Origin of the sequence: Fibrobacter sp., from assembly GCA_024399065.1 — a bacterium.
GTDB lineage: Bacteria > Fibrobacterota > Fibrobacteria > Fibrobacterales > Fibrobacteraceae > Fibrobacter.
In genome coordinates this window covers 100,852-114,890 of record JAKSIB010000010.1, presented here as the reverse complement: position 1 = coordinate 114,890, position 14,039 = coordinate 100,852, and the positions used below count along the sequence as shown (strand labels likewise).

General features: G+C 51.5%; 9 protein-coding genes and 2 tRNA genes. 8 read left to right on the top strand and 3 right to left on the bottom strand.

Annotated features, from left to right (window positions below; translation table 11 throughout):
• The 5 genes from purL to MJZ25_07005 form a co-directional block, all read left to right on the top strand.
• On the top strand, nt 1-3,483 hold a 3,483-nt coding region (purL, locus tag MJZ25_07025), incomplete at its 5' end, for a phosphoribosylformylglycinamidine synthase (GenBank protein MCQ2123922.1).
• Between the two features lie 229 nt (nt 3,484-3,712).
• The gene (locus tag MJZ25_07020) at nt 3,713-4,819 is read left to right on the top strand and encodes a hypothetical protein (protein MCQ2123921.1); all 1,107 of its coding nucleotides are present in this window, start codon (nt 3,713-3,715) and stop codon (nt 4,817-4,819) included.
• A gap of 119 nt (nt 4,820-4,938) precedes the next feature.
• Nucleotides 4,939-5,787 (top strand): ZIP family metal transporter, encoded by an 849-nt coding sequence (locus tag MJZ25_07015; protein MCQ2123920.1) that lies wholly within the window; start codon nt 4,939-4,941, stop codon nt 5,785-5,787.
• A gap of 41 nt (nt 5,788-5,828) precedes the next feature.
• Entirely contained in the window at nt 5,829-6,317 is a 489-nt protein-coding gene (locus tag MJZ25_07010; protein MCQ2123919.1) for a hypothetical protein, read from the top strand.
• A gap of 89 nt (nt 6,318-6,406) precedes the next feature.
• The gene (locus MJZ25_07005; GenBank protein ID MCQ2123918.1) at nt 6,407-7,918 is read left to right on the top strand and encodes a CotH kinase family protein; all 1,512 of its coding nucleotides are present in this window, start codon (nt 6,407-6,409) and stop codon (nt 7,916-7,918) included.
• Between the two features lie 89 nt (nt 7,919-8,007).
• Here MJZ25_07005 and leuB read toward each other — a convergent pair whose 3' ends face one another.
• Complete coding sequence (gene leuB, locus MJZ25_07000) at nt 8,008-9,099, bottom strand: 3-isopropylmalate dehydrogenase (GenBank protein MCQ2123917.1); 1,092 nt, start codon at nt 9,097-9,099, stop codon at nt 8,008-8,010.
• A 45-nt stretch (nt 9,100-9,144) separates the two neighbouring features.
• The gene (locus MJZ25_06995; protein MCQ2123916.1) at nt 9,145-10,083 is read right to left on the bottom strand and encodes a tyrosine recombinase; all 939 of its coding nucleotides are present in this window, start codon (nt 10,081-10,083) and stop codon (nt 9,145-9,147) included.
• A 210-nt stretch (nt 10,084-10,293) separates the two neighbouring features.
• On the opposite strand from MJZ25_06995, the gene MJZ25_06990 reads away from it, so the two are divergent.
• The 3 genes from MJZ25_06990 to MJZ25_06980 all read left to right on the top strand — a co-directional run bounded on the left by MJZ25_06990 (nt 10,294) and on the right by MJZ25_06980 (nt 11,601).
• Nucleotides 10,294-10,366: transfer RNA gene (locus tag MJZ25_06990), tRNA-Lys, on the top strand.
• Nucleotides 10,367-10,485: 119 nt separating this feature from the next.
• A tRNA-Lys gene (locus MJZ25_06985) sits at nt 10,486-10,558 on the top strand.
• 119 nt (nt 10,559-10,677) lie between these two features.
• Nucleotides 10,678-11,601, top strand: coding sequence for an NTP transferase domain-containing protein (locus tag MJZ25_06980; GenBank protein MCQ2123915.1), 924 nt, complete (start codon nt 10,678-10,680; stop codon nt 11,599-11,601).
• Between the two features lie 74 nt (nt 11,602-11,675).
• On the opposite strand, the gene MJZ25_06975 is transcribed toward MJZ25_06980, so the two are convergent.
• Complete coding sequence (locus MJZ25_06975) at nt 11,676-14,036, bottom strand: DUF748 domain-containing protein (GenBank protein ID MCQ2123914.1); 2,361 nt, start codon at nt 14,034-14,036, stop codon at nt 11,676-11,678.
• Nucleotides 14,037-14,039 lie beyond the last annotated feature (3 nt).

The window sequence follows — 14,039 nt, the reverse complement described above, 5'->3', positions numbered from 1 at the left end:
CACGACCGCATGACTCAGGCCGTGTTCGCAGACCAGGCTTCCCTGGACGTTCTCTTCAGCAAGGAAGAACCGCGCCCCCTGAACATTATTCCGGTCCTTACCGAAGGCCGCGAAGCTCTCGTCAAGGCAGACAAGGCCATGGGCCTCGCTCTTTCCGCCGACGAAATCGACTACCTGGTCAACAACTTTACCGCTCTCAAGCGTAACCCCACCGACGTGGAACTGTACATGTTTGCTCAGGCCAACTCCGAACATTGCCGCCACAAGGTATTCGGTGCCGAATGGACCATCGACGGTGTCAAGCAGGACAAGTCCCTGTTCCAGATGATCAAGAACACCTACGCTCTGCACAACACCAACATCTTCAGCGCCTATAAGGATAACGCCGCTGTGATGAAGGGTGCTACCGCAGGTCGTTTCTACGCTGACCCCCGCACCAACAAGTATGATTTCCACAACGAAGAAGTGGACATCTTGATGAAGGTGGAAACCCATAACCATCCCACTGCAATTTCTCCGTTCCCGGGTGCCGCTACTGGTAGTGGTGGTGAAATTCGTGACGAAGGTGCAACGGGTAAGGGTTCCAAGCCGAAGGCCGGTCTCACTGGCTTCAGCGTTTCCAACCTCAAGCTGCCGGGTGCAGTTCAGCCTTGGGAAAAGGATTTTGGCAGTCCCAGCCGTATCGCTTCCGCTTTGGACATCATGATCGATGGTCCTCTTGGCGGTGCAGCTTTCAACAACGAGTACGGCCGTCCCAACATCCTGGGTTACTTCCGTACTTTCGAACAGGAAGTTTCTGCTGAAAAGGGTAACGAAGTTCGTGGTTACCACAAGCCCATTATGCTGGCTGGTGGTCTCGGCAACATCAAGCACGACCACATCGAAAAGGGCCACATCGACCCGGGTGATCACCTGGTAGTTCTGGGCGGTCCGGCAATGCTTATCGGCCTTGGTGGCGGTGCAGCAAGCTCTGTGGCCAACGGTGCCGGTAACGAATCTCTGGACTTTGCTTCTGTGCAGCGTGAAAACCCGGAAATGGAACGTCGTTGCCAGGAAGTGATTGACCGTTGCTGGGCAATGGACGAAGAAAACCCCATTACCTTCATCCACGACGTTGGTGCAGGTGGACTTTCTAACGCCTTCCCGGAACTCGTCAACGATGGCGGTCTCGGTGGTAAGTTTGAACTCCGTAACGTTCCTAACGACGAACCGGGCATGAGCCCCTTCGAAATCTGGAGTAACGAATCCCAGGAACGTTATGTGATTGCCGTTGCCGGTAACAAGCTGGACGTGTTCGACGCTATCTGTAAGCGTGAACGTTGCCCGTATGCCGTGGTGGGCGAGGCTATTCCTGAAAAGCACCTCACTCTTACCGACAAACACTTCGGTTCTACTCCCATCGACATGCCGTTGGAAGTTCTCCTGGGCAAGCCGCCTCGCATGATCCGTAACGAAAAGAGCCAGAAGCGTCCGCTTACGTCCCAGGTGGTTCCCGCTGATGCTACCATCAAGGATATTGCACACCGCGTTCTCGCTAACCCGACCGTTGCTGATAAGACCTTCTTGATCTCCATCGGTGACCGTTCCGTGACCGGTATGATCTGCCGCGACCAGATGGTGGGCCCCTGGCAGGTTCCTGTGGCTGACTGCGCCGTCACAAGCGCAACTCTCGACACCTACGAAGGTGAAGCCATGTCCATGGGTGAACGCGCTCCGATCGCTCTTATCTCTCCGGCTGCTGCAGCCCGCATGACTGTTGCTGAATCCCTCACCAACATGGCTGCCGCTTACGTTCCGGATATGGGCCGCGTAAACCTTTCCGCAAACTGGATGGCAACTCCTAACTACGAAGGTGATGGTGCCGACCTGTACGAAGCTGTAAAGGCAATCGGTATGGAACTCTGCCCGGAACTGGGCATCACCATTCCGGTGGGTAAGGACTCCATGTCCATGAGCACTGTATGGCAGGACGAAAAGGGTAGCCACCGCGTGACTGCTCCCATCTCTCTGGTCATCAGCGCCTTCTCTCCCTGCGCAGACGTTCGCAAGACTATGACCCCGCAGCTCATCCAGAACAAGGAAACTACCTTGATGCTTGTTGACTTGGCTCGCGGTAAGAACCGTATGGGCGCTTCCATTGCAGCCCAGGTTTACAACATGCTTGGCGATAAGGCTCCGGACGTTGATTCCGCTAAGGAACTCCGCGCCTTCTTCGAAACCATCCAGAAACTCAATGCCGACGGCAAGATCATGGCTTACCATGATAAGTCTGATGGCGGTCTCTATACCACCGTTACCGAAATGGCTTTCGCAGGCCACGTTGGTGTTACTTTGGATGTAAACGCTCTCCAGGGCAACGTCATCGACGCACTCTTCAACGAAGAACTGGGCGCTGTGCTTCAGGTTGCAAATGCAGACGTTGCCGCTGTTAAGGCTGCATTCGCCGCTGCAGGCCTGGGCGATACCGTTTCTGAAATCGGTAAACTGAACGATACTTACAACCTGGTTATCGGTGACTACGCAGAAGGCCTCTCTGACCTTCGCGCTATCTGGTCCGATACTACCCGCCGCATCGCAGCTCTCCGCGACAATCCGGCTTGCGCTGAAAGCGAATACCAGCTGAAGTTGGAACAGGATGATCCGGGTATCACTCCGAAGGTCACCTTCGACTTGGTCGCTAGTGCCAAGGTGATTAAGGACTTTGAAAGCCGTCCGAAGATGGCTATCCTCCGCGAACAGGGCGTTAACGGTGAACTTGAAATGGCCGCTGCATTTGCCAAGGCTGGTTTCGAATCCATCGACGTTCACATGACCGACATCTTGAGCGGTCGCGTTAGCCTGAAGGACTTCAACGGTCTCGTGGCTTGCGGTGGCTTCAGCTATGGTGACGTTCTTGGCGCTGGCGAAGGCTGGGCAAAGAGCATCTTGTTCAACCCCAAGGCTCGTGCTGAATTCGAAGCTTACTTCAACCGTAAGGATACCTTCACTCTGGGTGTCTGCAACGGCTGCCAGATGGTTTCCAACCTGAAGGATTTGATCCCGGGTGCAAAGCATTGGCCGCGCTTCGTTCAGAACCTCTCTGAACGCTTCGAAGCTCGTTACTGCTCTCTGAAGGTTGAAGATACCCCGGCCGTCCTCTTGAAGGGTATGGCTGGCTCTGTGCTGCCTATCGCAGTGGCTCACGGTGAAGGCCGCGCAGAATTCGCTTCCCGGGTCGCTGCAGAAGAATGTCTGAAGACTGGCCTCGTAGCCCTCCGCTACGTGGATGGCAAGCACGAATACACCGAACGCTACCCGCTGAACCCCAACGGTTCTCCCTTCGCCATCAACGGCCTCTGCTCTGAAGACGGTCGTGCTCTCGTCATGATGCCGCACCCGGAACGTGTGTTCCGTACTTGCCAGTACTCCTGGCATCCGGCTGAATGGGGCGAAGACGGTCCGTGGATGCAGCTGTTCCGCAACGGCCGTATTTTTGTAGGCTAATCCGCGCCGCCAGTTCTGCGTGTCATCCTGGAGGGCTCAAAGCGTCCGATAGGATCCAAAACATCCGCTTCCTGCAACACCTGCAGGGGCGGATATTTTTTTTGTATACAAAAATTTATACGCGTTTCGTGAATTAATGCTGTTTACAGAAGCCCGCATGTAACTCTGTTTTGACAAAGCTATATTTGCATCATTAAGAAAAGGCTTAGTGCCATTTAAGGGTTTTGAAATGAAAAGAGTTTCTACTGCATTGGCCCTCCTTCTGGGCGCATTTACGACTTTTAGTTCCGCAGCACAAGTGAATGGTTTTGTCTCGGGATTCGTTCCTGGAAAAGTTGATGAAAAGAAGATTGCAAAAGGTGTTGAAACAAATACCTCTCTGCATTCCGACTTGATGTGGAGCTTGGGTGCTGAATTCTTGGCTTTCCCTGTGGGTCCTCTCATGGCTGGCGGTGGCGTAGGCTTTATCAGCTTGCAGAAAGATGGCTCCGATTACGTTATGATGCCTGCCGTGCCCGTATGGGGTTCTGTTGGTGTGATTGCTCCTGCAACATTGGTTGCTCGTCCGTACTTTGAAGCTCGAGTCGGTTATGCAATTCCTGCTTCCCGTCTCAAAACTTGGTGGAATAAGCCGCTGAACCTTTTTGTGGAAGGCAGTGTTGGTGCCCAGTTGCCGTATCATATGGGTGTTGAACTCAACTGCACCTACTTGACCATGGACAAGTACTTTAAGCTGTCTGATGTGGAATACCGCCTGAGTTCCTTGAAGTTCGGTGGATCCATTACCGTTCATTTTGATCTGTTCGGTGGCGCAGCTGAATCGAATAACGCTTCTGCTGTAAAGCAGGAATTTGTCGTTGAACCTGCGGTTCAAGACAACTCTGGAGAAAGTTCTTCTCCTGAAGTAAGCGAAAATTCTGAAACTCCGGCTTACGAAGATCCGTATTCTGTTTATGGCGATACGTCTGCTGAACAGCCTGCAGAAGAAACTGTAGCTGAAGAAACCTCTGCAGAACCTGCCGAAGAATCAGCTCCTGAAGAAGCCGCTGCAGAAGAAGCTCCTGCAGAAGAGTCTGCTTCTGAAGAGGAAGCTTCCGCTGCAGAAGAAGCCACGGAAGATGCTCCTGCAGAAGAAGCTGTAGCAGAACCTGAGGCTCCTGCAGAAGAGCCTGCTGCCGCACCGGCTCCAGAACCGGCCCCGGCACCGAAGGCCGCCGCCAAGAAGGCTCCTGCCAAGAAGAAGGCTGCCAAGAAGGCTGTTAAGAAGGCTCCTGCCAAGAAGGCTGCCAAGAAGACAACAAAGAAGCCTGTGGCGAAGGGCAAAAAAAAGAAGTAATTCTTTATTAATTCAAAGAATAGGGGTGCCGCGTAAAGCGGCATTTCTTGTTTAAAGAGATATGGTAAATTTGATGTAAGTGTGTTATTTTATTTGTGCTGTGATTTTTAAGGTAGACTATGGATTTTGCACAATATTTACCGGTGGTTTATGGTATAGGCATTCCGTTCCTGGGAACGGTTCTTGGGGCTGCCTGCGTATTTTTCGTGAAGGGAAGCTTGCCGCCCAAGGTGCAGCGTGGGATGATGGCCTTTGCTGCAGGCGTGATGGTGGCAGCTTCTGTGTGGAGCCTGCTGCTGCCTTCCATTGAGTCCTCTGGAAATTACGGTAAGCTTGCCTTTGTTCCGCCGGTGGCTGGTTTCTGGGCTGGCATTCTTTTGCTCTTTTTAATTGACAAGCTTACGCCTCATTTGCACTTGGGCAGTGACGAACCCGAAGGTCCCCAGGTGAAGATGAAACGCACCACCATGCTTGCGCTGGCTGTAACCATCCATAATATTCCTGAAGGTATGGCCATTGGTGTTGTATTTGCTGGATGGCTTGCAGGTGCGGGCGCCCTTGTGGATGGTGCCGCGGGAGCAGCTGCTGGCGCGGTAGAGAATGCCGCAGGGATTGTATCCTTGGCGTCTGCGGTGGCGGTTTCCATTGGTATGGCTTTGCAGAACTTCCCGGAAGGAGCGATTATTTCTTTACCGCTACGTGCTGAAGGCGAAACCCGGCTTAAGTCATTTTGGCTTGGTGTTGTTTCTGCCATAGCAGAAGCGGGTGCTGCCATCATTACCATTTTCCTTGCTAGCGCTTTGTTGCCGGTGATGCCTTATTTGCTTAGCATTGCGGCGGGTGCAATGATCTACGTGGTGGTGGAGGAACTTTTGCCCGAGGCCAGCGAAGGAATTCATTTCGATGGGGTGACCTTGCTGTTTGCTTTGGGCTTCTCCTTGATGATGGTACTGGATACCGCGCTTTAATTAGCTGCAAATTTGATCTGTGAAATTTCTAGATTTGAAGTATGTCCGAACAGATTTTAACTCGTGAATCCTTGGTAGAATTCTTCGGCGCCGAAGAATACACCAGGCTGTGCCGCCATGAAGCAGGCCATGCCCTCATTGCGTTTTTGTTCAAGCGTCCTCTGGAATATGTGAAGATGACCAATTCCAAGGAACGTCCGGGCATTACCCGTATTAGCGGTAGTGAACTGGATGGCTCCGCTCATATTGCCATTGCGGGGCACATTTCCGAGTTTATCATCCGCAAGACTTTTGCTTGCGATCTAGACACAGTGCTGCGAGAACTGCCTGCGGAACTGTACAAGAGCGATGCGGACTACCAGAGTTTTCAGGCTGCCTGCTATTACTTCCAGATGTCCGAAGTCAACGTGGTGGAACAGTGTTACAACGTGCTTATGGCCTGTCAAAAACCTTTGATGGCTATTGTTGACGGCCTAGAACAGCACACTTACCTGAGCCGGGTCGATATTGAAAATTTGCTTAAGGCTTAACACATCCTTAACACGAAATTGTTCTGAATCTTGGAAACAGCTCTTTTCATGAAAAACAGATTGGTCTAAATTGCCTTTTGAGGTGCTTTATGATCGGGATGTTTTGGCGTTGGGTGGTTGTTTTTGTATGGTGTGGCTTGATGATTGCTTGTGGAGAAAACTCCGCAAGTCCAGAAAATATTGCAAACCCTGAAAATGTTGCAAGTCCAGAAAATATTGCAACCCCCGAAAATGTTACAAGTCCAGAGACTGGTGATGAAACGACTTTTGAGGAAAGCTCCAGTTCTGTGTCTGCCCCCCTGCCGAATAACGGCATTCCTTATATTCGCATTACAGTTCCCGATAGTGTCGCACTAAATGATACAACGGAAAATGGCGAGGCAATTTATAGTGAGGCTGTTATTGAGATTGCGGGAAATGGCTTGTATGGGGATGTGAAGGCTGCGGGGAAGGTGCGCTACCGCGGAAATTCTACTCGCCTGTGGTATCCTAAGAAACCGTACCGCATCAAGTTTAATGAGAAGGTGGAAGTACTGGGCCTCGCCGCAAATAAGGACTGGGTGTTGCTGGCCAATTACCGCGATCAGAGCAAGTTCATGAACGCAGTTGTTTTCGACATGGCCCGCAACATGGGAAACTTCAAGTTCGTGAATGCCAACCGTTTTGTAGAAGTAGAAGTGAATGGGGATTACAAGGGAATCTACCAGCTGACGGAACAGATTGAGCAGGCCGCCAGCCGCGTGAACATTGACAAGGCCACAGGTGTGCTGTTCAATATGGATAAGGACGATGGTCCGGAATTGAACACTTGGGAACACAATAATTTCTGGAGTAGCGTTTACAAGTTGCCCCTGGCCGTGAAGTACCCTAAGGATGTTACGGCTACCGCTTTGGAATCCATCCAGGCGGATTTCTCCAAGGTGGAGCAGGCCGTTGCAGATGGCGATTTCGCAACGTTCTCTGCCCTGATGGATGTTGCTACTTTCATGGACTACTTGATTATTCAGGAAGTGACCCGCAATGTGGAATTGGAGGCTCCCCGCAGTACTTACCTCTATAAGGAAAGCGCCGAGGGAAAATATGCCTTCGGTCCTATTTGGGATTACGATGGAGGCTTTGGCTACAGCTGGAATGAGGAAACCTTTGAATACTTCGGCGAGAATTCCTGGATCTTAAGTAGCGGCAATCCTAGCAAGAGCCCTTTCAACTGCGTTGCCGAAAACATGGGCATGTGGGGTGGGTGCAACACTGCAAATAATGGGGCAGGAGGCCGCGGCGGTATGGGGGGATTCGGCGGTTTTGCTCCGGGCGGTTCTGCTGCCGCATGGGATGGTTACGGCGAAAGCGGTTTCTTTACCAATATGTTCCGTAACGAAGAATTCCTTGCTGCCTATAAGGCCCGCTGGAACGAACTGAAGGATGTTCTCTATGATTACGCCACCGCTAATCTGGATAGCTATTTGGCGCTGTGTAAAAATGCTCTGGAAAACGATGCCGCCCGCTGGCAACCCAAGCGCAGCTACGTCGTGGATGTCGTAGCCCTCAAAAGCTGGCTGCAAAAAAGAATTGCGGATTATACGAGTGTAGTCGCCACGTATTAATTCGAAGTTTGTTTGGATAAAATTTGTTAGGGTAAAAAAAGACCAGCCTCAAAATGAGAACTGGTCTTTTTCGCATTGTTATGCTCGAATTACTTAAGCGCAGCAATGATAGCGTCGCCCATGCCGGTGGTACCAACCTTAGTGCAGCCTTCCTGGTAGATGTCGCCAGTGCGGTAGCCCTGAGAAATTACCTTTTCGCAAGCAGCTTCGATTGCGCGAGCAGCTTCTTCTTCCTTGAAGGTGTAGCGCAGCATCAAAGCGGTGGAGAGGATCTGTGCCAACGGGTTAGCGATGCCCTTGCCTGCGATGTCCGGAGCGGAACCACCTGCCGGTTCATAGAGACCGAAGGAACCTTCAGCAATAGAAGCGGAGGGGAGGAGACCCATGGAACCGGTGAGCATTGCGCATTCGTCGGTCAGGATGTCGCCGAACAGGTTCGGACAGAGCATCACGTCGAAGTCGCGGGGGCGCTTCAGGAGCTGCATAGCAGCGTTGTCCACGTAGAGGTGTTCGAGAGTCAGTTCCGGATAATCCTTGATGACTTCGTTCACAACTTCGCGCCACAGAACGGAAGTGGTCAGAACGTTAGCCTTGTCGATGGAGGCAACCTTCTTGTTGCGGAGCATGGCAGCGTCGAAAGCGAAGCGAGCGATGCGTTCCACTTCGTAGCGGCTGTACTTCATGGTGTCGAAACCGATTTCTTCCTTGGAGCCCGGAACGCCTTCGCGGCCCTTGGGCTGACCGAAGTAAACGTCACCAGTCAGTTCGCGGACGGTGAGGATATTGAAGCCGTCGCCGACGATGTCGGAGCGGAGCGGGCAAGCACCAGCAAGTTCCTTATAGACGCGAGCCGGGCGGAGGTTGCAGAAAAGCTTGAAGTGCTTACGGAGCGGGAGGAGAGCACCGCGTTCCGGCTGCAGGTTAGGAGGAAGGTGTTCCCACTTGGGGCCGCCCACAGAACCGAAAAGAATACAGTCAGAAGCTTCACCCAGCTTGAGGGTGGATTCCGGCAGTGGAGAACCGCTTTCGTCGTAAGCAGCGCCACCGACGTTGGCCCATTCTGCGTTCACGTCGAAACCGAACTTCTTGGAAACAACGTCCAGAACGCGGACAGCTTCCTTCATCACTTCCGGACCGATACCGTCGCCCGGGAGAACTGCAATCTTGTAATTCTTGCTCATTATTGAGTCCTTGGTTAAAATTTGAACGAGTCAAATGTAGTAAAATTATTTCCGGCCTAATTCTCGCGGATGGAAACTCTTGTGCTCCTGCTTGATGAATTCCTTGTCCACGTGGGTGTAGATTTGGGTGGTGCTGATGTCGGCGTGGCCCAGAAGTTCCTGCAATACGCGAAGGTCCATGCCTGCCTCTAGACAGTGGGTTGCGAAACTGTGTCTAAAGGTGTGTGGCGAAACTTGCTTGGTCAGGTGGAGCGTATGCTGTTGCACAATTTTCCAGGCCCCCATGCGACTCATGGGTTTTCCGCGAGAATTCAGTATTACGTTGTCTGTTTCCGGATGGGTGAGGGGGCGGCCTCGCTCGATCCACTCGCGTAGGTTTTCCTTGGCCTTGCTGCCTAGAGGGATCAAACGTTGCTTGTTTCCCTTGCCGATGGGCGTGAGCCATTCGTTGTCCAAATCCAGTTGTGCCAACTTGATGTTCAATGTTTCCGAAATACGGAGGCCAGCGCTGTACATCAATTCGAAAAGGGCTGTGTCTCGTAGCGGGTTCTTGCCGCGGGCGGCGCTCTCGAAAACGCTGTCAATCTCATCTCGGGTCAGGTACTGGGGGAGGTAGTGGCCGAGGCGCGGTGTGGCCAGCATGCTTTCGGTGCTGAAATCGTACTCGCCCTGGTTCTGCATGTACTTCAGGAACCCGCGAAGGCTGGAAAAATGCCTTGCGATGCTGGTGGCTGCATAAACTGCAGCGTCGTCGTTGCCGGCGGATTTGCCGTCGTTGCCTGCGCTTACCTGGCTTGCTGCCGCGGTCAGAAATTCGTCCAACTTCTGGGGTGTCAATTCCTTTAGATCAATTCCATTGACGTCTAGCCATGCGATAAAATGACGCAGATCCTCCTGGTAGCTCTGGATGGTCATGGGCGAAAGGTTTCGCTCCACTCCCAAAAAGGCCATGTAGGCGTCTAGACGATTAGAGTTGTTGCTCAAAGGATAAATCCGGTTATGAGTTGCGAATTGCAAGTTGCGAGATGTGCCGAATATATAAATGTTTACCGGTTTTTGCGTCGGTCCCTACCTGCAAATCGTGTAATTAGTAATTCATAATTCATAATTGCAAAAAATTTTCAAAAATTTTTGCTTTTCCCCTTGCCAAGTGTTCTGAATAATTCTAATATTGAGCCCGTCCTAAGCGACTATGGATGATTAGCTCAGTTGGTAGAGCAGCTGACTCTTAATCAGCGGGTCGCAGGTTCGACCCCTGCATCATCCACTAACCTCGAAAGAGGATACATACAAAAGCGACAGACAAAGCTAAGCGTTCTTCGGAAAGCGAAAGCAGACTGGCCTACGAACTTTGAAACTTCGACTTTTGATTTTTACGACCTTTATGGATGATTAGCTCAGTTGGTAGAGCAGCTGACTCTTAATCAGCGGGTCGCAGGTTCGACCCCTGCATCATCCACGAAACTCTCTCAGAAATGAGAGAGTTTTTTTTGCTTTTAGACTTTGTATTTTGTATACTACCCGTATAAAGTGCTATCTTTGTAAGACTATTACAAATTTTGTTTTTTTGGTTTTTAGATGAAAATTGTATTGCCCGTTGCTGGAAATGGTCTGCGTTTGCGCCCTTATACCGAAAATGTGCCGAAGTGCTTACTTCCGGTGGCCGGTAAGACCATTTTGGACTGGATTGTCGAAGATTCCCTTTCTTTGAAGCCGTCTGAAACCATCTTCATTACGGGCTACAAGGCCGACGTTGTCGACCAGTTCTTGACCAAGCGTCCGGCTTGGGGGGCTACCCGCACTGTGGTGCAGAGCAATCCTCAGGGTCTGGGTGAAGCAATCAGCCTTTCCTTGCCCTTTGTGAACGACGACGAACCGCTCCTGATCATTTTGGGCGATACCCTGTTCGAAGCCGACCTTTCCATTTTGAACAACGCTCAGGAAAACATCCTTTATACATTCAAGGTTGAAGACCCGAAGCGCTTTGGTGTAGCTGTAACTGACGCCAATGGTCGTATTGAACGTTTGGTTGAAAAACCCCAGGAATTCGTTTCCGACGAAGCTATCGTGGGCATCTATTACATCAAGGATGTGAAGGTTCTCAAGGAAAGCTTGAAGTACTTGATGGACAATAACATCCGTACCAAGAATGAATTCCAGCTGACCGACGCTCTGGAAATGATGCTTGAAAAGGGCTGCAAGTTCAGCACTGCTCCGGTACAGAAATGGCTGGATTGCGGCTTGGCTGAAACCCTTCTTGAAACCAACGCCCATGTGCTGAAGCGAAACGACAACTCTGCCAGTGTTTCTGCTGATGGTTGTAAGATTATCGCTCCCTGCTATATTGGCAAGAACGTGCAACTTGTGAACTGCACCATCGGTCCTAATGTTGCCATTGGTGATGGTGCCGTCATTGAAAACTGCACCCTAAAGGATGTGGTGGTCTGGGATGGCGTCAAGGTTTCTGATAAGGCCTTGAATAACGTAATCGTTCACGAATAAATAAAAAAAGAGCCCTTTCAAAAGGCTCTTTTTTTGGTCCTATCGGTAGCGCTCAGCTCCCTCCAGGATGACTCTTACTGTACGTCCAGTTGGACCTTATATGCAGGTTTGCCTTTATGCTTGGCTAGCTCGCTACGAGGTGCAGTGGTGATGGTGACGTTCTTCTTGGTCACGCCCTTTTGCTGCTGCAATGTCTTCAGAAGTTCCTGGTTGCGCTTGTTTGCCTTTTCCAGAAGTTCCTTTTCAAGAGTCTTGCGATCCAGTGCTGCGGCATGTTCCTTGGCGTAGGCAACGTAGAGGCTGTCGTCATCCTTGATTTCGATGATGCTCTTTTCATCAAGTTCGTTCAAGGTTTTCTTGCCGCTGGTGGACATGTAGTAGTCAGTCTTCAACTTGCGGGTCTTGTAGGCTTCCACAGTCTTCTTCAGCGGGAAGGACTGCACAAAGTTCAGCTTCAGCTTGGGATCCTTGACTACGGCTTCGGTCATCTTGATGGCCTTGGCGTACTGTTCGCTTTCCAGAATGTTGCTTAGCGGATCGATAACCACTTCGTCGTTCTTGCCCAGGTCCATGCCCAAGGCGTTTGCGCCGGAGGCGGCCAGGTTGCCCACCAGCTTCAGCGGGGAGAGAGCCACCTTGATAAGCAGGTTCATGACGGTTTTCCAGATAATCTTTCCGTAGGAGAATTCCGGATCCTGGACGTTACCCTTTACCGGAACGTCGAACTGGATCTTTTCATCTTTGTCCTTCAGAATGTACAGGCCAATCTTCATGGGAACGTTGAATTCCGGTTCGGAGTTGGGATCCTTGTCGCCCACGTCGATGTTGTAAATGTCGATGGTGTTCTTGCTGTCGATGTCCCACTTGTTCAGCTTGTTTTCGCTGGCGAAGGCCAAGGTGCCGGAGCTGATGGGATAGCCGGTAAAGTGGTAGCTGTAGGGGGAGAAGTGGCTCAGGGCCAGGTTCTTTACGCTGAGGTAAATGTCCATGGTGCTGATGTCAGAAAGGGCGCCCTTGTACTTGAGGGAGAGGGTGCCACCACCTGGGAAGGATGCGCCTACATTCACGGTGCAGGGGGTGTTGAAATTGATGTTGCTGCCGTTGACGTTGATGTTGCTGACGGTGTAGGAGAATGGCTTCTTGATGGTCTGGTCGTTGGCGGAAACGCTGGTGTTCTTGACCTGCAATTTCTTCAGCACGAACTTCATGGGCTTTTCTTTTTCAGCGGGCTTCTGTTCGGCCGGTGCTGCGGCCTGGGCGGAGGAGTCGGCCGGTGCGTCGGGAACAATCACCGTCGTTGTATCCAGAACCGTTGCACTTACGGTTGCACTATCTGCTGCGGTTGTGTCTGCGGCGGCTCCCTTGGGGTTCAGCAAAATATCGATGTTGGTCTTTCCGCCCTTAAGCAAATCCAGATGCGCGAAAGCGCCGTCCACTACGACGGAGTCCACGTTGAAATCATTTTCGTTGAGGTTGGCCTTTGCGATACCTACGTCTACGCGGTTTACGCCGATGGTCTTGCCGGAGGTTTCCGTAAGGACGATGTCTGAAAGGTTTACGTTACCGCTGACGTTGGAAGAGAGAACGTCGTTCACGTTACCCTGAACGTCCAGATGGATATTGAGGGCTCCACTGAAATCCTTGTAGTTGATGAAGTCCTTCAGGTAGGGCTTGATGCAAGCGAGAGCAAACTGGTTCAAACCAACGGAAACATTGAAACTCTGAGTTTCCATATTGAAGAGGACTTTTACGTTCAGGTCGCCGCCGTCGGCAAACTTGAGGGTGACGCCGATGTCGGTGTCCTGGTTGGCGAAGTAGACTGCGGGAATTTCTACGGAGAAGTCCTGAAGGTGGAACTTGGAGCCGACCTTCTGGTCCTGATAAATGATGTTGCCCTTTTCGAGAACGATGTTCTCTACGGCGATGCTTAAACCGCCCAATGCTTCAGACGGGTTCAGGTTCATGGCTTGGGCTGAGTCGGCGGCTGTGTTGTCGGCGGAAGAATCTGCGACGCTTGCGGTAGTGTCGACTGCCGAGGAGCCTGCGTCGCCACCTTCGGCTAGTTTGTCCAAGATGTCGCTGAAGTTAAAACGTTCCCCGTTCTGGATGACTCTGGTGTAGAGCCCCTTCAGGTAAATTTCGCTGACGCTGATTTCCTTGGCCAGGAGGCGTGTGGGATTCACGTTGATGCGGAACTTTTCGAAGGCTACGAAAGGCGTGGTTCCGTCCGGTTCAAGAATGGCGAAACTGTCCACTTCCACGGTGAAGGTGGTGGGGGAGAAGTTCACGCTTGCAATGTTCATCTTGCGGCCGATCAACTCTTCGGAGTGACTGACCACATAGTTCTTTGCAATGGTAGGGCCAATTTTCAACGCTGCAAGGAGGAGAATGAACAATGCAGCCAGGACTATCAGGACAATGTAACGCTTCTTCATGGT

What these genes read in the sequence shown, in the direction of transcription:
- leuB (MCQ2123917.1), bottom strand. Translation starts at nt 9,099, where the DNA reads ATGAGCAAGAATTACAAGATTGCAGTTCTCCCGGGCGACGGTATCGGT.
- MJZ25_07020 (MCQ2123921.1), top strand. Translation starts at nt 3,713, where the DNA reads ATGAAAAGAGTTTCTACTGCATTGGCCCTCCTTCTGGGCGCATTTACG.
- MJZ25_07015 (MCQ2123920.1), top strand. Translation starts at nt 4,939, where the DNA reads ATGGATTTTGCACAATATTTACCGGTGGTTTATGGTATAGGCATTCCG.
- MJZ25_07010 (MCQ2123919.1), top strand. Translation starts at nt 5,829, where the DNA reads ATGTCCGAACAGATTTTAACTCGTGAATCCTTGGTAGAATTCTTCGGC.
- MJZ25_07005 (MCQ2123918.1), top strand. Translation starts at nt 6,407, where the DNA reads ATGATCGGGATGTTTTGGCGTTGGGTGGTTGTTTTTGTATGGTGTGGC.
- MJZ25_06980 (MCQ2123915.1), top strand. Translation starts at nt 10,678, where the DNA reads ATGAAAATTGTATTGCCCGTTGCTGGAAATGGTCTGCGTTTGCGCCCT.
- MJZ25_06975 (MCQ2123914.1), bottom strand. Translation starts at nt 14,036, where the DNA reads ATGAAGAAGCGTTACATTGTCCTGATAGTCCTGGCTGCATTGTTCATT.